The sequence below is a fragment of the Fibrobacter sp. UWB5 genome (assembly GCF_002210295.1).
GTDB lineage: Bacteria > Fibrobacterota > Fibrobacteria > Fibrobacterales > Fibrobacteraceae > Fibrobacter.
In genome coordinates, this window is record NZ_MWQH01000004.1 from 192,461 (window position 1) to 212,945 (window position 20,485).

A 20,485-nucleotide genomic window follows, 5' to 3' on the forward strand; every position below is an offset into this window, starting at 1 on the left:
TACGCCAGATTTCTGAAAAATGGGAAAATCGATCCCTGACAACGACGCTTTGACTAGCGGCGACGAGCCTGGAAATGCAGGCAAAGCAAGAATCCGACCAGCACCATGCAAGTCAGCGCGAACGAACCGCCATAAGACAGGAACGGCAAAGGCAAACCCGTTACCGGCATAAGGCCAACCGTCATCGCGATGTTCACCATAATGTGGAACAAGAAAATCGTCGAAGCCCCCATGACCATGAGCGTCACGAACGGGTCAGAAGACAGCCTGCAAATCGATGTGGCGCGCCACAAGAACAAGGCATAAAGAGTCAGCACAAAGGCACAACCCAAAAAGCCGAACTGTTCGCCGAGCACGCTAAAGATAAAGTCCGTATGTTCTTCGGGCAAAAAGGCAAGGTTTGTCTGCGAACCGTTTCCAAAGCCTTTTCCGGCAAGGCCACCCGAACCAATAGCCGTCAAGGACTGCAGCACCTGGTAACCATCGCCCAAGGGATCGCTCATCGGGTCCAGGAAGGTATTCACGCGCTTTTGCTGGTGCGGTTCAAGCATATTCCACGCCATGGAACTTGCATAGCCCGCAAAAATGTTCGCCATCAGGATCAAGGCCGTCAACACCTTCGGGAGTCTCCTGCGGAACAGCGCAAACACCACCACGCAAATCAAAAGGCCCCAAAGGATTTCAAACAAAAGTGCCTGCGAATGGGAGAAAAACACCGAAAGCACCGGGCTCACGATCAGGAACATGTCAGTCAGGGTAAGACCCGCAAAAAAGAATCCCACCATGGTCACGGCGATAAACACGAGAGCCGTACTCAAGTCAGGCTGCTTAAGCACCAAGGCAAAAGGCACAATGAACAAGAAGAACGGAACGATGAAAGATTTCAGTTTATACAAGCTGACCGGATGTTTCGAGAGCCAATACGAAATGATGAGCAAGTAGGCAATCTTTGCAAATTCCGAAGGCTGCAACTTGAAAACACCCAAGTCGATCCAACGACCGGCCCCTTTCACCACATCGCCGGCAAAGAACAGCACCACAACAAGCAACACTAGCGCAAGCACATACAACGGGATTGCAGCACGTTTCAACCAGTCAATACGCACAAAAATCAATGCCACGGCAAAGACGCTACCGAAAACAAAGTAAATAATCTGCTTGAACCAGAACAATTCCACCACAGATGCATCTTCAGCAATCGTTGCCGAATACACAAGGGCGACACCCACGCTCATCAAGGCAAGCGTAAGCGCGATGAACATCCAGTCAAAGCGAAGCGAACGGCTAAGGAGTCGATTTGGTTTCATTCTTTCCCGCCTCCTTTTCCTTGTTTTCAAAATAGGCTTCCATCACCTTTTTGGCAATCGGGCCAGAAACAGCGCCACCGCCACCGGCCGCTTCCATAATCACGGCCACGGCAATTTCCGGGTCATAAAGCGGCGCCACCGCGGCATACCAAGCGTGCGTCTTTTCGCCCTTCTTCCATTCACCGGAACCGGTCTTTGCGCCCACGCGAATTCCAGGAATTGCACCACGCTTACCCGTTCCACCCGGATGGTTGACCACGGAATCCATGGCGGCAAGCAAAATACGGTGTGTATACGGTTTCATGTTGCCCGGGCGCACGATTTCGGGCTCGTAACGACGAACGACGTTCCCGTCAATATCGCGGAGCTCTTTCATAAAGTGCGGTCTGTAAACGCCGCGCCCTGTCGCAAGCGATCCAATCAGGGTTGCCTGCTGCAAAGGCGTTACAATCTGTCCCTGGCCAATCGAAAGGTTCAAAATCAAGCCGCGAGCCCAGCGCCAGCCCAAGCGCTTGTTCTTCTGGTTAAACGATGCCGAATCCGGGAGCCAGCCGCCCTTTTCACCAGGAATGTCGATTCCAAGCGGTTTTTCGCCCAAGCCAAAACGACGGCCGAATTCATTAATGCGGGCCATGTCGATATCGAGACCGGCCTGGTAAAAGAACACGTCACAGCTCAGGCGAATCGCATTCACCACATTCAAGCTGCCATGCGTGCCCCAGCATTTCTGGTAGCGCGCCCCGTACTGGTAGCCACCCGTACAGGGCTTGGAATAATACTTGTTCTCGGTCAAAATTCCGCTTTCAAGGCCAGCGCCCGCCGTCACCAGTTTAAAAACAGATGCCGGCGGATACGTACCCGAAATCGCACGGTTCGTAAGCGGTCTCATGGAATCGAGCGCCACATGCGCCCAGCCCTTGTTACGCTCGCGCTTTTTCAGCGAGAAAATATTCGGGTCCAGTCGCGGCGAAGAAACCATCGCCAAAATTTCACCGTTGCGCGGGTCGATCGCCACAAGCGCGCCCTTCGCCGAATCGGGAATCGCCTCTTCGGCCACCTTCTGCAGGCGCAAATCAATCGTCGACACCAGGCGAAGTCCCGGCACGGGTTCCGTGCCCTCGACACCGTCAAGCGAGCCCACTTCGCGGCCAGAGGCATTCACTTCCACAAGCTTCATGCCGTTAACGCCACGGAACTCCTTGTCGTAAAACTGTTCCAGTCCCTTTTGCCCGATTCGGTCGCCTTGCGTATAGCCTTCGTATTCCGGCAACTTGAGCTGCTCTTCCGAAATTTCGCTGGTGTAACCCAGCGCATGCGAGGCCAGCGTACCGTAAGGATATTCGCGACGCGATTCAATCACCGTGATGATACCGGGCAAGTCTTCGGAACGTTCTTCGATAATGGCGACCTGTTCGGCAGTCGCATCTTCAAGCAAGCGAATCGGCCTGTTCTTGATCCAGCGGGAACGCTGGAACGCCGTATCCAGCGAAAGGGAATCGAACAGACGCTCGCCCGAAGCATCCTTGATGCCGAGCAACCTCATGAACAAGGAATCGCGTTCCGTTTTCTTGCGGGGCATGGTGATTGCCGTCAAGGCAATCTGGTAAGAGGGGCGGTTACGCACCAGCACTTCGCCGTTGCGATCATAAATGTATCCGCGTTCGGCAACCAGGACCACTTTGCGCAGGCGGTTATTTTCGGAACGTTGCAGGTTTTCGTCGTAATGGGTGAACTGCAGCGAAAACAATCGCAAAATAAGAACGAAGAACATGACCACGACACCTGTCATGTAAACAAGTACATTCCAGTTCCTGTTTTGCAGGGTCTCGTTTTCGGACATTCCCTTAAGCATGCTTCTTCTTTTTGCTGCCCAAATCCAGGTAGAAGAATATGCCGCCAATCAGCATCGTGTAAATGCATTCGGGCAGCGATTTCGTAAGGAATAAATTCGTGACAACGTCTTTAGAAAGGCCCGTGATCGCAAAGTAAATCATGTCGCTCACAAAAAAGCCAAGGCCAAGCACGCCGACTTTGGCAGGCAAATTGAGCGAAAGGAATCGTTCTTCAAGCTGCCCCACCGCATAGCCTACCACAGTCATGGCAATCGTATTTGCCCCGAGCCATTCCACAGGCGCATACACATCTTGCGTAAAGCCGGCAACAAAGCCCCAAAAACATCCAGCCGTAGGCCCCCTTCTAATGGCCATCGCCACAATGAAAATCATTACGAAATCGGGCGCCACGTCAAAGAAACTGAGCCAATCAGCAACCGTCATTTGCAAAGCAAATACGATTACAAACAAAAAAAGCGATTTCAGCCACCCCAAGTTATTCATCGAGCAGCTCCTGGATTATCCAATCCGGTTCCTTTTCCATCACAAACACTTCTTCAAGAATCGAGAAATCCTGGAACGGATTCACTTCCATCTGGCGCATCACATCGAGATCGGACTTGCGGACTTCTTTTACGGTACCCACGGGAATGCCCTTCGGGAAAATGCCGCCCAAGCCAGAAGTCACAAGCGTATCGCCCGCGTGCACACCCGCATGGGTCGGAACAAGCGCCGTCAAGCGAACGCCATCCATCGATTCCAAAAAGCCCACCACGCGAGTGCGGCGATCCATTACAGACAACTTAAGATTCGGGTCTACAAGCAGCTGCACGCGCGAATGGCTCATGCTCGCTTTCGAAATTTTTCCGACCAAGCCGTTCATCGAAAACACAGGCATGTTTTCTTTCACGCCATGTTCCGTACCGCGGTTGATTACCATCGTCGTAAGGAACCTTCCGGGATTGTGGCCTATCACGCGGGCAGTCACAATCGGGAAATCCCATTTATCGTCAAATCGGACTAGCGTGTGCAGTCGGGCGAGTTCCTGCAAGCCTTCGCGGGCATGGTAGGTTTCTTGCCTCAAGCGTGCGTTTTCTTCTTTCAGTTGTTCGTTTTCGAGCGCTACAGCCTTGTAATGCCCCACTGCAGACACAATGCGCTGCGCCGGGAAATACAGCGTCGACACCGCCGACGAGACAATGCTCTCGCGAATCGTGTTCGGCGCCTGCCTCATCAAAAGGCCGAGAGCCAAGAAAAAGACAAAGGCAACGATACCGTGCCTTTGCGTAAACAAGTCGACAATAAAGCGAATCGCCCTAAGCATCGAGCCCTGTCAAATTAGTTCGAAGATGCAATCAAAACCGGGCGATATTTATCCAAGTCTTCGAGAATGCGAGCAGCACCCTTGCAGACGCAGGTCAGAGCTTCATCAATCACGTTCACCGAAAGACCCGTTTCCTTGCGGATACGTTCATCGAAGCCACGCAGCTGAGAACCGCCACCCGTCATGATGATACCCTTGTCGTAAATATCGGCAGAGAGTTCCGGCGGCGTAATGCTCAAGGCCTGCTTCACGGCTTCGATAATGGCCGTCACAGGTTCGTTCAAGGCTTCGCGGATTTCGGCGCTGTTAATGGTCGTGGTACGCGGCATACCGGCCAAGAAATCATGGCCCTTCACTTCCATGGTCAATTCTTCTTCAAGCGGGCTGGCAGAGCCAATCTGGATCTTGATCTGTTCTGCAGTGCTATCGCCCACGCAAAGGTTGTACATGGTGCGCAAGTAACGGACAATCGCTTCGTCCATTTCGTCACCGCCCACGCGCACAGAGGCGTTACAGACAGTGCCGTTCAAGGCGATCACGGCGATATCGGAGGTACCACCGCCAATATCCACGATCATGTTACCCACAGGGTCTTCCACAGGGATACCCATACCGATAGCGGCAGCCATGGGTTCGTGCACCAGGTGGACTTCCTTGGCACCGGCCTGCTTGGCAGCATCGATCACGGCGCGCTTTTCCACTTCGGTAATTCCGGACGGGACACCGACCACCACGCGGGGTTTCACCATCCACAGCGGGTACTTCTGCACGCGCTTGATGAATGTCTGCAAAAGGTTTTCAACCAGTTCGAAATCGGCAATCACGCCATCACGCATCGGGCGCACGGCACGGCTTTCGCCAGGCGTACGGCCAAGCATCTTTTTCGCTTCGAAACCGATGGCAGAAACACGGTTATTTTTGCTGTCCACCGCAATAACCGTAGGTTCATTAATGACAATTCCCTGACCTGCCACATGGACCAACGTATTCGCTGTGCCGAGGTCAATACCGATATCGCAAGAAAAGAGGCCGAACAAGATCCAATCCTTTTTTAAGATTTAACTTCCGTAAAAAAATATAGATTATTTCATTTCAACGTGTCCGCGCCGAACTTCCATTCTTTCTTGTAGCGGTCCCAACCGCGCGTGTTCACGTCGTAGCGATACTTGCGTTTCTCGTGCATGGCGATGTCTTTGTAGATAAAGAAATCCACCTCGGCATAGGCCGCGTAAATGCGGGCCTCCGCGCCATCGAAAAGCCTGAAATCCTTGACCCGGTAGTAAGGCGTATCCAAGAGCACTTCGCGCGATTTAGAAGCCTTCATGGTTTCTGCCACCATGAACTTCAAGTCATCCTGCAGGTAGTCTGTTAATTTGTTCTCAATTCGTTCCGTCGGTTCGGAACAGCCCACAAGCAAGGCCGCAAATGCCAATACACAAACAAGCAATCTCATACCCATAAAGTAGAAAAATCGGCCGCAAGAAAACGGCGCGCCTAAAGCAACAAAAACGCCCCTCCAAGAGGGGCGTCTTCGTATTCAAGTCCGAACAATTCTAAAAGAATTAGAACGAGTAGGTAGCATCGAGGCGAGAGAAGATGCGGCCTTCACCCTGGAACGGGTTGCGGAACAGCAGGTCTTCAGCAACGGTCACGTCGATCTTCAGACGTTCTTCGATGTTGATACCGAAACCGAATCCAACGTGGTCGTCGGCAGTGCCGTCAGCCAGCGGGTTGGTAGAGAAGAACGTACCGTCGTCCTTGCAAATGCCATAGCGGGAATCGGTGTAGTTGTTCTTGGAATTCACGTCGCAATCGGTATAGAGAATGGACTTCTGGCCACCCACGCGGATAACGAACCAATCCCACCAGATGTTACGTTCGATACCGAAGCTGATCTTGCCACCAACGTCGGAACGCTTGTCCCAGTGCGGATCTTCGTCGTCACGGGAATCATAGACCCATGCGCCACCGTTCACGGTCTTGTCGTAGAACCAGTCGTGAGCCTTCTTCTGATTCCAGATGAAGTCAAGACCCAGCCAGAAGAAACCGCGATCCATAGCGACGTTAAGGCCCATACCAGCCTGAGCGTGCTTGTCTTCGATACCAGGAGCCTGAGCAAGCTTGATAGAAGCAGCCGGGACCAATTCACCATCGATAGCTTCCATGGTGAAGAAGGCGCGAGCCTTGGCTAGAATAGTGAAGTCGCCATCGTCAAAGAAGCTGTGGCGATCCGGGCCGTACTGCACACGGGCGATACCGCCGGACACTTCGTAAGAGGTGCCGCTGCCCGTCTGGAAGTTCAAACCACCGTCCAACTGGACGATAGATGCATAGGCGTCGTCGTCGGTCTGGTAAGTGCCGCTTTCATCGAGATCGCCACCATCCTGGTGAGCGATATAGATGTGCAAGCCCCAAGCGTCGCCGCTAGAGAACGTGCCGCCCAAGAAGCCGTCAAAGTTCGTTACCGTTTCAGGAACGACGGCATAGGTGCTCTTGCCGGTCTGCACGTAGTCAGGCAGGTACATGGCAAGGTCTTCGTTGACGCGGCCAAAGAGACCACCGATCGAGAACTTCGGATCGGGATTGTTGTCGTCACCGAAGGAGATTGCAAAGATGCCACCAAAAGTCGGGTGCTGCGGATCAACGTTGCCGCCAGCAGACATATTGTTGTCGGTATAGGCACCGAAGCCACCGATCAAATAGTTGGAGTAAAGGTTTACGTTTGCGGGGTTATCGAAGATGCTCACATCGTCCATGATGTAAGTAGAGTTCTTGCCCATGGATTCAACACGTGCAAAGGTTGCAAAAGCAGAACCCACGCCAAGAATACCGAATGCGGCTCCAACCGCGGCAGCTGTTCTTAAGTTCATTGGAAAACTCCTATTGAAATTTCTGCTTTAAAGTTAGTTTAATTAAACGAAAAACGCAACAAAATTTTAAACAAAAGCCAACTTTTTTATACAAAAAAAGGCCGAGCAGAGGCAACAGGCCTGTAGCCTGTTGTCGGAGCGAAGGGTAAACAACGACTGACTAATCCTTTTGGAGTTCCCGTATTTCGTTGTTTACGTATAACAAAAAGGCCGGACTTGGTAGTCCGGTCTTTTTTCAAGTTTTCGCCGAATTATTCGGAGAAGGTGAACGGGATCGTAACAGTGGTGTTACCAGACTTCACCTTGCTGAACTTCCAGCGGCTCACAGCGGTCTTGACTTCGCCGTCAAATTCGCCGTAACCGGTCGTAGAAGAAGCAATGGAGATGCTGATGATTTCGCCACCCGGAGCGATCGTGAACTTCAAGGTAACCTTACCCTGGAAGCCCGGTTTCTTCTTCAGGAACTTGTTGTAGATGTGGCGCAGACCCGGAGTACGCTGACGCACAACCTTCATGATGTCTGCAGCGGAACGAGATCCACCACCGGCACCCATGTCGATATCGCGTTCAGACGGAGTCCTGATGGAGCCCTTAGCCTTGGTAGCGATACCACCGCCACCGCCGCCGAGAAGACCTGCCAGGCCGTCACCGATACCACCGGAACCACCTTCGGCATAACCTTCGTTAAAGCCACCATCAGCCTTACCGCGACGACCACCGAGAACGGTCTTACCCGTCGTCTGGAGGCCAGCCACGTCCTTCAGCACCTTGTCGATGTCCTTGGAGAACTTCTGGTTCTTCATGAGGTCATAGGCGCCTGCAGAGGCATTCTTGGTCTGAGCAGTCAAGAGCTTAAGCACACCACGAGTCTGGGGAGCGTTGGGCTGACCCTTACCACGCGGCTTGCCACCACCACCAGCCTTCTTACGAGGCTTCTTGGGTTCTTCCTTCTTCTTCTCTTCCTTCTTCTCTTCCTTCTTTTCATCGATGGTCATAGAAGCAGTAAGATCAGCAGCGGCAGAGTCGTCGAACACGACTTCGTCCACCACCTGTTCGTACATGGAAGCCCAAAGGCAGATAGCCAAAGCTACGACTAAAGAGATACCGGCAATAGCACCCATCTTCTTGTCGGATTCCGGCATCAGGGACGCTACTAACGGATCCATTTCGGGAGTATTCTTTTTAGCCATAATTATTCCTCCCCTCCGTTCTTCTGCATAACGGCGAATGCAATGTGCGTGTAGCCAGAGAAGCCACAAGTGGCCATGACCTTATACATTGCATCGTAAGGGATGTTCTTGTCGATCTGCACAATGATGTTACCGGCTTCGTCAGCAGGAAGACCCATCTTGAGGGCGTGTTCCTGTTCCGTTGCGCGGCGTTCCTTAAGAACGGAGTCCACCTTGGTCACAAGAAGATCTTCTTGCTTCAAGACGTCTTCGGTAGGAACGATCTTTGCGTTATCGACCACAACGTAGTTGTTATCGACCACGACCGTCAGAGCCACTTCCTTCGGCTGCACCTTGGAGGTAGACACCGGAAGGATGAGGTTTTCGGCCTGGGTCAAAAGCTGACCTTCAGCGTCCAAGTTCTTGATCATGAACACCAGAATAATGGTCATCATGTCCATCATGGACGTCAAAGAGAAAGGTACGTCTTCGCTAAATTTACGAGTTCTTCTAGCCATGATTAACCTCCCAGCTTAGCAAGGTTGATCTTGCTGAAACCGGCTTCTTTAGCGCGGTCCATAAGTTGAATGATCTTATCGAACTGGGTGTCGTCGTTAGCAACGATAATGATGTTATCGACGTCTTCGAGGTCAATGAACTGCGTATGGATCTGAATCAGGTCCTTAGCAATCAAGTCGTAAGCAGACAGCGGGTAGATGATGTTCTTTGCAGCCACATCCGGTTTCAGCGTACGAGCCGAGTTCGGAGTGAGGGTTGCAAGCACAGCGCCTGCGCTCGGCTTCTTGAGCATCGGCGGCGGGGTCAGACCCATAGCGCCTTCGCCAGGAGCAGCGAGGAATGCGTTGTTACCGTCCACGTATGCGCTGTCAGGCACATTTTCGGACTGAGAAGAATACACGGCCCAAATCACGCGGCCCGGGTCTTCTTCGGATTCCTTGTTGATGGCCCAGAGTTCGATGGATTCGATTTCATAAAGATACTTTTCTTTATCCATTTCGGATCCGTCTTTGCACTTGGGACCATGACCGCTTTCCACGGCCGACTTCACATCTTCGGGCGCATACGTAATGAGCTGCGCATCGGACTTGCAACGGAACGTCCACATTTCCTTGAAGTAAACGTTCGGCTGGAAACCACCGCGGGCACCGATCACCAGATATTCACTGGTAATAGCGAGCGAGAGGTTAAGAGCCTGCTGGTCCGGTTCCGGAGGAGTCTCGTTATCCATATTCATCATGCTGCGTTCCGGCATGTTGATTTCGACGATAGCGAGCTTAGAGAAGGCGGTCATAGACAACAGCATAGGAATCAGGATTGTGAACAAGCCCATCGCCGGCAACAGGTCCGGTTCTTCAGGCTTGGCTGGTTTCTTAAGTTGTCTTGCCATGTTTTATAACTCCGTTAAAATTATCTCTCTATCTTCGATTAAGCGAGGGAGTTGATAATCTTGAGGCCCTTTTCTTCCATTTCCTGGATGAGGCGTTCGGAGTTCATGTTGAGGAGGCCGACGATGACCAGAAGAGGCACAGCGGAGAGAAGGCCGAGGAGCGTAGTACCCATAGCGATAGCAATACCATCGGAAAGGGCCTTGGCACGTTCAGCAGCCGGCTTGTTAGCCACGGCATCGAAGGTGTAGATCAGACCGTAAATGGTGCCCATAAGTCCAAGCAACGTGGAGATGGAAGCCATAACCTGAATGATGCTGATATAACGAGTAAGACGAGGAGCTTCGGTCAGGAACACTGCGTCGCAAGCAGCGGACATGGTTTCGCGACCACCGTTACGGGCAGCAACGATTGCAGCCATCACGCGAGCGATCGGGAGCTTGGTTGCGTTGGCATAGCTGAGAGCTTCATCATAGCGCTGAGCAGAGATGTGAGTGCCGAACTTGGCCAAGAAATCCTTACGGCCCTTAGCGCTCTTCACCATGATGTAAAGGAAGCGTTCAACAGAGAAGCCGAGGCCAATCATGAACACCACGAGGATGATCCACATGAACTGGTAACCATCAGATTCCGGGCTGAAGGATTGAAGCATTTTAGACATTAGAGTACTCCTTGATTGAGTGTTTTGGTTTATTTTGAAAAATCTTTGTTCATATTTAATCTTTTTTAGGGCAAAATTGTGTAGTCGAGCCGGTAAAATCTTGTTTACTACTCAAAAAACGCCATTTTTACCCTTATAGAATAGGGGAACCCTATGAACTAGGTTCCCCGTAAAATTGTTTTTACCGCTATTTCTTCTTGCCTTTCTTCTTAGCGGCCTTCTTCTTAGCCTTCGGGGCAGGAGCCGGGGCGGCTTCCGGTTCAGCGGAGTCGTCGGCTTCATCCATAGAAGAGCCAGCAGAAGAGGACGTAGAGACGGCACCGCCAGCGAGCTGCTTCTGGAGGTCAGCAAGTTCAGCCTTCAGCTTTTCGTTTTCAGCCTTGGCGTCCTTGATGATTTCGCGGTAGGTCGTGATCTGTTCTTCCGGAGTCATGACTTCGGACTTAGCAATCTGTTCCAAGCGAGCCTTGGTCTTGAAGTAAGCCGGGTCAGAGAACAAGGTGGACGGGTCAAACTTTTCGATCTTGGTGTTCAAGGTCTCATTGTTTTCATCGAGGCTCTTGAGGAGTTCGAAGAGCTTTTCGGTCCACTGGTTTTCGATACCGTAGTGAGCAGCAGCCTTAATACCGGTTGCGCACTGCGGGATAGCGAGTTCCTTAGCACCGTTAGAACGGTTGGTCAATTCTTCGCGGTAAGCTTCCAAGTCTTCGTGGACAGCTTCGATAGCGTCTTCCTTGGCCATGCCTTCGTATTCGACGTATTCCTTCACGATAGAAGCGGAGTCCGGCAGCGGAGAGTTAGCGAATGCGTCAGCCACTTCGACGAACACAGCGCAACCCTGGTAGTACATTTCGATGTAGCCTTCTTCAGCTTCGATCACATCCTGGTTGTAGAAGCCCTGGTCGCGAGCGAGGTCGATGTTCTTCTGGAAGATCGGACGAGCCTGTTCATAGTAGCTCGGGAGCTGCTGCACGATACCGATACGTTCAGCAAACTTTTCTTCTTCCTTCTTGCCGTTCAGTTCCTGTTCACGGATCTTGGCGGCCATGGTCACGAAGAGCATACCCATCTTGTTGGTGGCCTTGAAGGTCCAACGTTCAGATGCGTAGGTAGCAGACTTGGAGTACTGGCTCATAGCCTTCTGGAGGATGTCAACCAAGGTCTTGATGGTCTTGGCCTTTTCCTTTTCCTTGCCCTTCAGAACATACGGATCCATCTTGTGGTATTCGTATTCACCGAGGTAGAAGGCAGCTTCAGCCGGAACACCCGGGTCAGCATTCTTGATCTGAAGACCGTACTTGTCGTAGGCTTCGAGAGTCTTGCGGTAGTCTTCGACAGCCTTGTCTTCTTCCTTAAGTTCCATGTAGGCACGGGCAGCACCGATGTAGGCAGCAATCAGCTTTTCCTTGTCATCGTTACCGTAAGCCTTGATGAAGTTGTGGTATTCCGTAGCAGCGATATCCCACTTCTTAGCGTTACCGTAAGCCATCGGGATAGAGAATGCAGCGTCGAGAGCGTAGGAGCTCTTCGGGTAGTCGCGGACGAGGTCCTTGTTACAACGGATTGCTTCGTCGGTCATCTTGGCTTCATCGTAGCTCAAGCAGGCGCTATAGAGATAGCCCGGAGTACGTTCATCCTTCGGATAACGCTTGTAAGCAAGTTCATAGGTCACAGCAGCAGACTTCTTGTCGGCGATGGTGTCATAGACCTGGGCTGCAGAACCGATAGCCATGAAGGCCATGGAATCCTGCGGGAAGTTGTTCGTGATGAACAAGTAGGTCTGAGCAGCTTCGCGGTATTCCTGTTCGTAGAAGTTCTTGTCGCTCTTCTTGGCGTTAGCAGCCTTCTTGTGAGCGTCACCCGCACGGACGATACCCTTGATGGTGAGCGGAGACTTGGAGTACTGCTTGGGGAGGATCATGAAGGTTTCGGCAGCCTTGATGTACTGCTGATCCTTTTCATAGGCGGCACCGGCTTCGAACACGGCCTTGTCAGCAATGTCGATGAGCGGGTAGCGCTTCACGAGAGCGAGGTAAGCTTCTGCACCCTTCTGGTACTGGCCCTGCTTAACGGACTGTTCAGCCATCTGGAAGAGCACGTAGGCGATAGCCTTTTCGATTTCCTTGGCCATGGAGTCGTTACGAGTTTCCTTGACCTGGGTATACTGCTTGTACAGCCATTCGAATTCGGTGAGGGATTCGTCATACTGGCCAGATTCCAAGAGAGACTGGGCAAGCATACGGCTGATGAGCAAAATGTACTGATGCTTCGGGAAATCCTGCTTCAGCTTGCGGAGCACGCCCACAGCCACCTTGAACTGCTTGGCTTCGTAATGAACGATAGCGGCGTTGTATGCAAGTTCTGCAGCTTCCTTGTTCTGTCCGTACTTGGACATGTACCTATTAACTTGTTCGAAGTAAGCCTTGGTTTCTTCGGACTTATAAGCCTTGACAGCGTCATCGCCATACTTGGTCTTCTTGGCCTTTTCGCGAGACTGGTCCATCATGAGCACGGCGTTATATGCAGCTTCTTCCTTCTTCAGGAGAGCTTCGGAGCCCATCGGGCGACGGCCGTAACGAGTGGTATCAGTATCGACGATCCAGTTGAACATCTTGGCAGCGTTAGCAAACTGGCCCATTTCCTGGTACACGAGAGCGAGGTTGATGTGAACCTTGTATTCGTCCCAGGTCGGTTCCTTGGCATAGCGCTTCAGGAATGCTTCGTAAGCCTTGATAGCTTCGGCATACTGCTTCTTACCGGCTTCAAGGTCACCTTCCTTGGTGAGCTTGGCTGCGCGAGCGTGGTGATACTGCGGAATGTCGAGCATAGCGCCACGGATAGCGGTTTCAGCGTTCTTCACAGATTCCGGATACTTCTGGTTCTTCTTGTACCAAGAAGAGTTACGGTCATAACGCTTCACCACAGTGTAGCGGTGCTGTTGGGCTTCTTCGAACTTCTGCTGGATGATGAGGATTTCGATCATCGCAATGTCAGCCAGCGGAGCATCGATGTAGTCCGGGTTGATAGACATCAAGCGCTTGAAGGATTGCACGGCTTCTTCGTTACGGTCGTGGTCCTTGTTCTTCATACCGATACGATAGTACACAGAATCCTTGAACGGAACCTTCTTGTCCTTCAAGAATGCTTCAGCTTCGGCAACACCACCACCTTCGAGGTCGGAGAAGGAGGCTGCCATGAAGTCCATAGCTTCTGCGCGCAAGTCTGCAGGATATTTACCCTTGTCAGCACCGATGATGTATTCGTAGTACTTGACAGCAGCAGTTTCGTATTCAGCAATGTTGTAGTAAGATTCAGCCAAGTGGTACATGGCGAGTGCGGCTTCCTTACCCGTGAGGGATTCGAAACCGGTCACCTTCTTGTACGCCTTGATAGCGTCGCGGAACTTACGGTTCATGAAGTGGTATTCCGCAATACGGAGCCAAGCCTTCGGAACGAGACCGTTGTCCGGGAAGTTTTCGACGAGGCGCATACGGAGCTTGTATGCCTTGTCGTCTTCACCGCTAGCTTCCTGCACGGCGGCAGCCTGGTAGATCACGGTCGGAGTCTTGTCTTCCTTCGGGTACTTGTCGATATATTCAAGGAAGTAACCGAGAGACTTCTGGTGGTCTGCCTTCGGGAGCTGGTCGATGTTGGCGCACTTTGCCGGCTTGTTGTCGCGGTCGGCGCACCATGCTACATCTTCTTCGTACTGGGCGTTCTTATCGAGGAAGTGCTTTTCTTCGAGCTGGAACTGGTAATGACCCAACTGCTGGAGAGCAGATGCGCAACGCTTGTTCTGCTTGCCCTTACAGTTATTTACCTGCTTTTCCCACTGACGAATGGCATCTTCCATGCCCTTTTCATCGAGGCCGCCGGAACGGCAAGCCTGTTCGGCCTGGTTCTTGAGAACCTTGTAGGAGCCTGCGCACTGGGTCTTTTCCGGGCCCTTCGGCATGGCCTTACACTTGGCCGCCAATTTCTTGGCTTCATTGACTTTGTCTTTACAAGGATCCGACGCTGCAAAGGAGGAGCCTACGAGCGAGCAGACGATTGCACCAACAAGCAAAAATTTTTTCATTTTTCTCTTTCCACCTATTAAGATAAAAAAGGGGAAGACCTGGTTTTAAAAGCCAGGTCTAACTTTATTCTTTGTTTATTCCAATTCGTCTAAGTCGTCATCCAAGCTTTCAAGTTCCTGAGCGGCTTCGGAGCTAGCAGCGCCCTGACCCATCTTGGTCTTGACGGTTGCCAAGGTAAAGCCTGCGTCATCCAAAATACGCTTGCGGTTGGATTCGAATCGGTCACTCTGGATAGCCTTCTGAGTGAAGGCGGCGTAGTCTTCGATAGCGGCGTTAGCCTTGTCGAAGCTCGGCTGCAAGGCTTCGCGCTTGCTCTGCACACGCGGAGTCGGGAGCTGGCGAGCGAGGTCGAGAGCCTTCACCTGCACGGAGTCGAATTCGTCCTGCATGGCGTCGAAGGCCTGACGGGCACTGTCGCGAGCAGCGACGGTCACGACCGGCTGTTCGGTACGCTTTTCAGCCTGTTCCAGAGACTTGACAGCGTTGTTGTAGTCCTTCTTGATGAAGTAGCAGTAACCCTGAACGAGGTACGCTTCAGACACGAGGAAGGATTCAGGCATATTCTTAATAATCCACTGTGCCGGCTTGATAGCTTCATCAGGCTTGTTCACCTTGAGGAAGGACCAAGCGATACCGAGCATAGCTTCGTCGTACACCGGAGAACCGGGCTGGACCTGGCCATACATCTGGGCGGCAGCCGGAATGTCGGCCTTTTCGCCAGAGAAGTAGATGTGGCCGAGCTTCACCTTGGCAGCGTCCTGCAAGTCACGTTCGGACTGGTTGGACACTGGCTGTTCGGTAATGTCGCGGAAGCAGTTTTCAGCTTCGTCGAACTTGCCGAGACGGCTGTAAGCGATACCCATGGTATAGCGGGCGTAGAAATAGTTGGCGTTACCCGGAAGGATGGCGGCGAGCAGGTCGACAGATTCCTGGTAGAGGCCCTGTTCGAACTTGATCTGGCCGGCAACGTAGTCAGCGTCAGCCTTCACGTCGCTTTCACCGAACTTCTGAGCAATGTTCTGGTACTTGGCCATAGCGTCGATGTACTTGCCTTCCTTATAGTCGATGTTCATCAACTGGAAGTGGTACTTGGCGCGCTGGTCACTCTGCGGATAGCGCTTGATAGCGTCTTCGTACACAGACTTTGCAGCCTTGTGCATGCGGAGGTTTTCGAAAGACTTTGCCTTATAGAAGGCGGCCTGGTCCACAAGGTGGAATGCCGGGTACTTGGTCTGAACCTTACCGAAGGCGTATGCAGCTTCCAAGAACTGACGGTTCAAGTAGAGACGCATAGCGGCGCGGTAGTCGTTTTCAGGTTCGATCTTCAAACGACGATAACGTTCTTCACCAATCTTTTCTTCACGAGTGTCACCGAAGCGGCTGGTGAGCTTGACAGCCCAGATGAAGCCACGGTTCTTCTTGGCGTAAAGGTCATCGTGAGACATTTCGAGGTCGAGAGCGAGGTAACGGAAGATGCTCACGTCCTTGACGTTAACCGTAGCGCCGGCAACCGGGTAACCTTCCTTCGTGAAGCGGAGGCGGACACCAAGGTGCGGAGAGAGGTAGTAGGTCAAGGTGAAGCTCATTTCCGGATTCAAACCGTCGCCACCTTCGGTGTCGGAATGGAACACGTCGATGAGAGAAAGTTCTGCCTTAGCTTCGATCACGCGGTTGAAACCACGCCAGAAGAGGGAGAAGTTCAAGTTGGACGGAATGTTGTAAGCGTCATCGCGGTCACCGCCGAAGAAGCCCGGAGCAACGAAGCCACCGTCATCTTCCATGCTAACGCCCGGCTGAGCGATGTTCTGGAGGGCAACGCCCACCAAGAGGTAACCGAACTTAGAAGAGTTGAGCGGGTTCCAGCTCAAGCCCACGTCGGAACCGACCGTCACCTGCTTCACATCGTCGAACTGGTTGATGTAGAGCACGGACACGTCGATACCCAAGGCGATGCAATGCATGAGCCTGTAGGCATAACCGAGCAAGAAGGCGTATTCGCCGTAAGACTTACCACCGTCAATGGAAGCACCGTTTTCGAAGAACGAGAAACCGAGAGTGTGCTTGTAATCCATCGGGAAAGTCAAGCTAACGTATTCCTGGCTAGCTTCACCACTAATAGAGCTAAAGAACGCGGCGCTGAATTCCAACTGGTCAGTTTCAGAAATTCCTGCGGGGTTCACATACATGGCAGTATTGCCACCAAATTCTGCAAACCAGTCATTCTGCTGATACTTATGCGGAGAATAAGTGGCTTCTGCAAACAAGGAAGTGCTGGCTACCGTGAGTCCAAGGACTGCTGTTTTAATAACACTAGTACGCATCACTTACTCCTTTACTTGATATCCGTACGGATAAACTCGATACGACGGTTCTGGGCACGACCTTCAGGGGTCTTGTTCGTGGCAACCGGTTCGGTGTCACCCTTACCGCTCGTAACGATGCGGCTTTCGTTGATGCCCTTTTCCACGAGGAAGTTCTTCACGGAAGCGGCGCGGTCTGCAGAGAGCTGCATGTTCGATTCTTTTCTACCGACGTTGTCAGTGTGACCGACAATTTCGAAGGTTGCTTCCTGGAAGGTTTCCATAATGTCTACCACCTTCATGAGAGAGACGTAGGAATCCTGAGTAATCGTAGCCTTACCGGATTCGAAGTTCACGCCTTCCAACACGAAGACTTTCTTAGGCGGCTGCGGGACTTCGTCCGGGCAACCATCTTCATCCTTATAGCTGTTGAGAGTTTCTGCCTGTTCCGGGCAGAGGTCAACGCCCTTACAAATGTGAGCGAACGTTGCGAGCATACCCTTAGCTTCAACCCACGGGTCGCAGAGACCGTCGCGGTCGTTGTCGGCATCCGGGCAGCCATCGTCATCCTGGTAACCGTCGAAGTCTTCAGCTTCTTCGGGGCAGTTGTCGAGGCCGGTGCAGACGCTTGCGTACTTGTCGGAAACGCCTTCTTCGGAAACCCACGGATCGCAAAGGCCATCGCCATCGGTATCCGGGTTACGGGTTTCTTCGACCACTTCTTCTTCCTTCACCAGTTCGGCGGCAGTCAGACCGATGTCTGCCTTGCCCTTACCGCGCTTGAGCATCGGCGAGGTGGACTGGCAGTAGAAGTTCGGCTGCGACAGCGAAGGATTGATGAACTTCGGGTCGAGCGAAACGTTCGTGCGGTTCACCTTGATGAACTGGTTGAACGGATAGTAGTTCTTGTAGATGTTGTTGTATTCCACCTTGGTCTGGCCGGCAGCGGGGTCGGCGAACACACCGTAGTAGTGGTTTTCCATGAAGATGTTGTTGCGTGCGGTCACGTTGGTCGGTCCCTTCAATGCAAGGCCAGAGTAGCCGTTGCGGAGGACGACGTTGTGTTCGATAAAGGCGTCAAGGGACTTTGCACCCCAGGCGAGAATACCGGACCAGCGGTTGCCGTACACCACGTTGTTGCGGAGATGCGGGAGCGAGATAAACGCACCGATACCGGTGGCGTGGTTATCAAGCACGTAGCAATGGTGAATGTAAGGGGCTGCGTTTTCGCAAAGGATACCTTCGAGACCGTTCTTCACAGTGAAGTGCGACATTTCGGCGCCCGAAGTACCCATGACGGTCGGACCTCTGCGGCCACCATCAATGATGGTAGTATGGGGATCCTCGCCCTTAAGAACAACACCCATGATCAAGGTGATGTTTTCGTTATAAGTTCCGCGTTTGACAAGGATGGTATCCCCGGCGTCCGCATTACCGAGTGCGTCTGCAATTTTCTGATAGTCGCCAGGAACATTGATATTCTTTGCCATGGCGGTTCCAGAAAGAAGCATCGCCCCGGCCGTGATTAAGACCAGTTTCTTTAGGGTCATACTGCTACGTTTCTCCAATCATAGAACACTTTGAAATTAAAACCTATACACCTGCCAAAACGGCAAATGCAAAATTCAAGTGGGAATATACCTCTAAAAACGGCATTAGTCAAACGCTTTTCGCAAAAAATGCCAAAATTATTGAGAAAATGTCGAATAAATCGGTTCATCGAGGTATTATTAGCCCATTCGAGGTCAATCGGCGGATGCCGGTTCGGCCTTTTCCTCTTCCTTTTTCGCGCCTTGAATAGACACGCGAATTTCTTGGCAGGTCTTTTTGATGTCCTGCAGAACCTTGCGGGCACGGGTGCCAGCAGACTTGTTACCGCGCTCGAACTTTTCGTACTCGCGCTTGAAGTTCTCGACTTCCAGTTCAAGATCGTTCACTAAGCTCATAAGCAAACTCCATATAAAGATATGCAGTATGGAAAATAAATTAAAGTTATTCCTAAAATTTAGCCGTTTTGTAAAAAAATGTTCAAAATAGGCCAAAAATCGCCTATTTTGCCAAAATTTAACACGATTTTAGCCCTTGACAAGGGTCCAAAGGTACCTGAGAGAGGCCCGACCCCGTTCTCCGACCTCTTCGGAAAAGTCATTTACGAACATCCGGATGTGCGCTTCCATGACATTCGGGTCGTCAATTTGGGCCAATTTATCGATAAAAGGAGTGACCAAATTTTCGCGTTTGCGGGCAATATTTAGACTTTTCCGGATTTCGTCTTCGATCTGGAAAATGGTGTTGACACCAAGAGTTTTCTTTGCTACAGCGATTCCAAGCGGAATCGGCGTACCCGTATTCTCTTCCCAGAAAGCGCCTAAATCTTGCAATAAATAAAGGCCGTCACGTTTCCAGGTAAAACGGTGTTCGTGTATGACAACGCCTTGAACGGCCTCTTTGGAGCGCAAGGAACGATACACCTGGTCAAACAGGGCATATTCGATTTTCTGCTCGGATTGGCCCGTTTTTTTATGCCAAAACTTGAATAAAAGGGCAGCAGTCGTGTCCGCACCGGGCAAAACGACCGGTTTTTCGGGGCAAAAAGCGTTGCCCACGGACGAAAGCAACAACGGGCCGCAACCATACCCGATAGCGCCACCACAGCCAAGACAGGCGTATTCCGCTTCGATTTTGGGGTATACCTGGGCGCTTACCTTGGCCACATCGAGCTCACCGCGACGCACCATTTCGTTGAGCGTTTGCACGTCGGCAAAGTGGACATCCCATTCAAAGGGCGAATTTTCAAGCCCCTGGACAAGAGCTTCGTAAATGTAGGTGTCATTGGGGCAAGTGGAAATTCCGAGTTTGAGACGCATGAAATTACCCAAAAATCGTTTTGCGAAGGGCCGAGAGGGCTTCTTGGAATTTCCAGGAAGCGCGGTCGCGGGTGGTTGCCATATTGCAAACGGCGCGAATTTCGAAAACAGGCATGTTGTGGGCCATACAGGCCGCAATTCCGGCCGCACCTTCCATATTCTCGATATCGGCATCAAATGTCTTGGAACGCAAAAGGGCAAACTCTTCTGTGCCCGTGCAGCAATTTACCGTAAGGCCTACGGCCGATTTCAGCTTTTGCAAATGGGTTGGAGCGTGTTCTGCGGCTGTGGCGCGAACGGTACTTGGGAACGGGAAAAAGGAGCCGTCCTTTTCTTGATAGCCCATATCCCCCACGCTTTCGGAATCGACACGGACAACGTCGAGGACATCGATTCCGCGGCCGGGATAAGCCCCACAGACACCGAGAATATACACTGCCGTAAAATGAATTCCCTGCTGCTTGGCAGAGCTGATCAGGTAGGTCAAATTCGTCGAAAAACTCAAGATTCCCATTCCGAGAATGCAGGCGTAGCCTCGGTTTTCCGAGAGTTCGATTAGTTTGTCTGAAGTGATATTGTCGGCAGTACCGGCGTATTCCGGGAAACAAGAAATAAATTCCATTGGCGTTGCAAACGCGAACAAATTATTCTTGTCGGGGAAAAGCACGGT

At 51.9% G+C, this 20,485-nt stretch carries 17 protein-coding genes; all 17 read right to left on the reverse strand.

Annotated elements, in window-relative coordinates; all coding sequences use genetic code 11:
- Window positions 1–53 precede the first annotated feature (53 nt).
- A complete protein-coding gene (rodA, locus tag B7989_RS08015; protein WP_088628006.1) occupies window positions 54–1,307 on the reverse strand; it encodes a rod shape-determining protein RodA in 1,254 nt (417 codons plus the stop codon).
- Complete coding sequence (gene mrdA, locus B7989_RS08020) at window positions 1,285–3,159, reverse strand: penicillin-binding protein 2 (RefSeq protein ID WP_088628007.1); 1,875 nt, start codon at window positions 3,157–3,159, stop codon at window positions 1,285–1,287. The genes rodA and mrdA overlap by 23 nt, the downstream gene beginning before the upstream one ends.
- Window positions 3,152–3,643 carry a rod shape-determining protein MreD gene (gene mreD, locus B7989_RS08025; RefSeq protein ID WP_088628008.1) on the reverse strand — a complete coding sequence of 164 codons (492 nt, stop codon included), beginning with the start codon at window positions 3,641–3,643 and terminating at the stop codon, window positions 3,152–3,154. The genes mrdA and mreD overlap by 8 nt, the downstream gene beginning before the upstream one ends.
- On the reverse strand, window positions 3,636–4,463 hold the full coding sequence (gene mreC / locus B7989_RS08030; RefSeq protein WP_088628009.1) for a rod shape-determining protein MreC: 828 nt from the start codon (window positions 4,461–4,463) through the stop codon (window positions 3,636–3,638). Before mreC ends, mreD begins: the two co-directional genes overlap by 8 nt.
- 14 nt (window positions 4,464–4,477) lie before the next feature.
- Window positions 4,478–5,500: a rod shape-determining protein gene (locus tag B7989_RS08035; protein ID WP_073319386.1), complete on the reverse strand. Its 1,023-nt coding sequence runs from the start codon at window positions 5,498–5,500 to the stop codon at window positions 4,478–4,480.
- A gap of 50 nt (window positions 5,501–5,550) precedes the next feature.
- Window positions 5,551–5,916 carry a hypothetical protein gene (locus tag B7989_RS08040; RefSeq protein WP_233144316.1) on the reverse strand — a complete coding sequence of 122 codons (366 nt, stop codon included), beginning with the start codon at window positions 5,914–5,916 and terminating at the stop codon, window positions 5,551–5,553.
- A gap of 109 nt (window positions 5,917–6,025) precedes the next feature.
- Complete coding sequence (locus B7989_RS08045; RefSeq protein WP_088628011.1) at window positions 6,026–7,333, reverse strand: hypothetical protein; 1,308 nt, start codon at window positions 7,331–7,333, stop codon at window positions 6,026–6,028.
- A gap of 251 nt (window positions 7,334–7,584) precedes the next feature.
- Window positions 7,585–8,523, reverse strand: a complete 939-nt coding sequence (locus B7989_RS08050) for an AgmX/PglI C-terminal domain-containing protein (RefSeq protein ID WP_072801022.1) — start codon at window positions 8,521–8,523, stop codon at window positions 7,585–7,587.
- A 2-nt stretch (window positions 8,524–8,525) separates the two neighbouring features.
- Window positions 8,526–9,020, reverse strand: a complete 495-nt coding sequence (locus B7989_RS08055; RefSeq protein ID WP_088628012.1) for a biopolymer transporter ExbD — start codon at window positions 9,018–9,020, stop codon at window positions 8,526–8,528.
- Window positions 9,021–9,022: 2 nt separating this feature from the next.
- The gene (locus tag B7989_RS08060; RefSeq protein WP_088628013.1) at window positions 9,023–9,910 is read right to left on the reverse strand and encodes a biopolymer transporter ExbD; all 888 of its coding nucleotides are present in this window, start codon (window positions 9,908–9,910) and stop codon (window positions 9,023–9,025) included.
- Between the two features lie 38 nt (window positions 9,911–9,948).
- On the reverse strand, window positions 9,949–10,569 hold the full coding sequence (locus B7989_RS08065) for a MotA/TolQ/ExbB proton channel family protein (protein ID WP_088628014.1): 621 nt from the start codon (window positions 10,567–10,569) through the stop codon (window positions 9,949–9,951).
- A gap of 187 nt (window positions 10,570–10,756) precedes the next feature.
- Window positions 10,757–14,647 (reverse strand): tetratricopeptide repeat protein, encoded by a 3,891-nt coding sequence (locus B7989_RS08070; protein ID WP_088628015.1) that lies wholly within the window; start codon window positions 14,645–14,647, stop codon window positions 10,757–10,759.
- A gap of 75 nt (window positions 14,648–14,722) precedes the next feature.
- Window positions 14,723–16,969, reverse strand: coding sequence for a tetratricopeptide repeat protein (locus B7989_RS08075; RefSeq protein ID WP_233144317.1), 2,247 nt, complete (start codon window positions 16,967–16,969; stop codon window positions 14,723–14,725).
- 11 nt (window positions 16,970–16,980) lie between these two features.
- Window positions 16,981–18,498: an OmpA family protein gene (locus B7989_RS08080; RefSeq protein WP_233144318.1), complete on the reverse strand. Its 1,518-nt coding sequence runs from the start codon at window positions 18,496–18,498 to the stop codon at window positions 16,981–16,983.
- A 195-nt stretch (window positions 18,499–18,693) separates the two neighbouring features.
- Window positions 18,694–18,894 (reverse strand): hypothetical protein, encoded by a 201-nt coding sequence (locus tag B7989_RS08085; RefSeq protein ID WP_072801029.1) that lies wholly within the window; start codon window positions 18,892–18,894, stop codon window positions 18,694–18,696.
- Between the two features lie 129 nt (window positions 18,895–19,023).
- On the reverse strand, window positions 19,024–19,815 hold the full coding sequence (locus B7989_RS08090; RefSeq protein ID WP_088628068.1) for a 1,4-dihydroxy-6-naphthoate synthase: 792 nt from the start codon (window positions 19,813–19,815) through the stop codon (window positions 19,024–19,026).
- Between the two features lie 4 nt (window positions 19,816–19,819).
- Complete coding sequence (locus tag B7989_RS08095; RefSeq protein WP_088628018.1) at window positions 19,820–20,482, reverse strand: futalosine hydrolase; 663 nt, start codon at window positions 20,480–20,482, stop codon at window positions 19,820–19,822.
- Window positions 20,483–20,485: the final 3 nt, after the last annotated feature.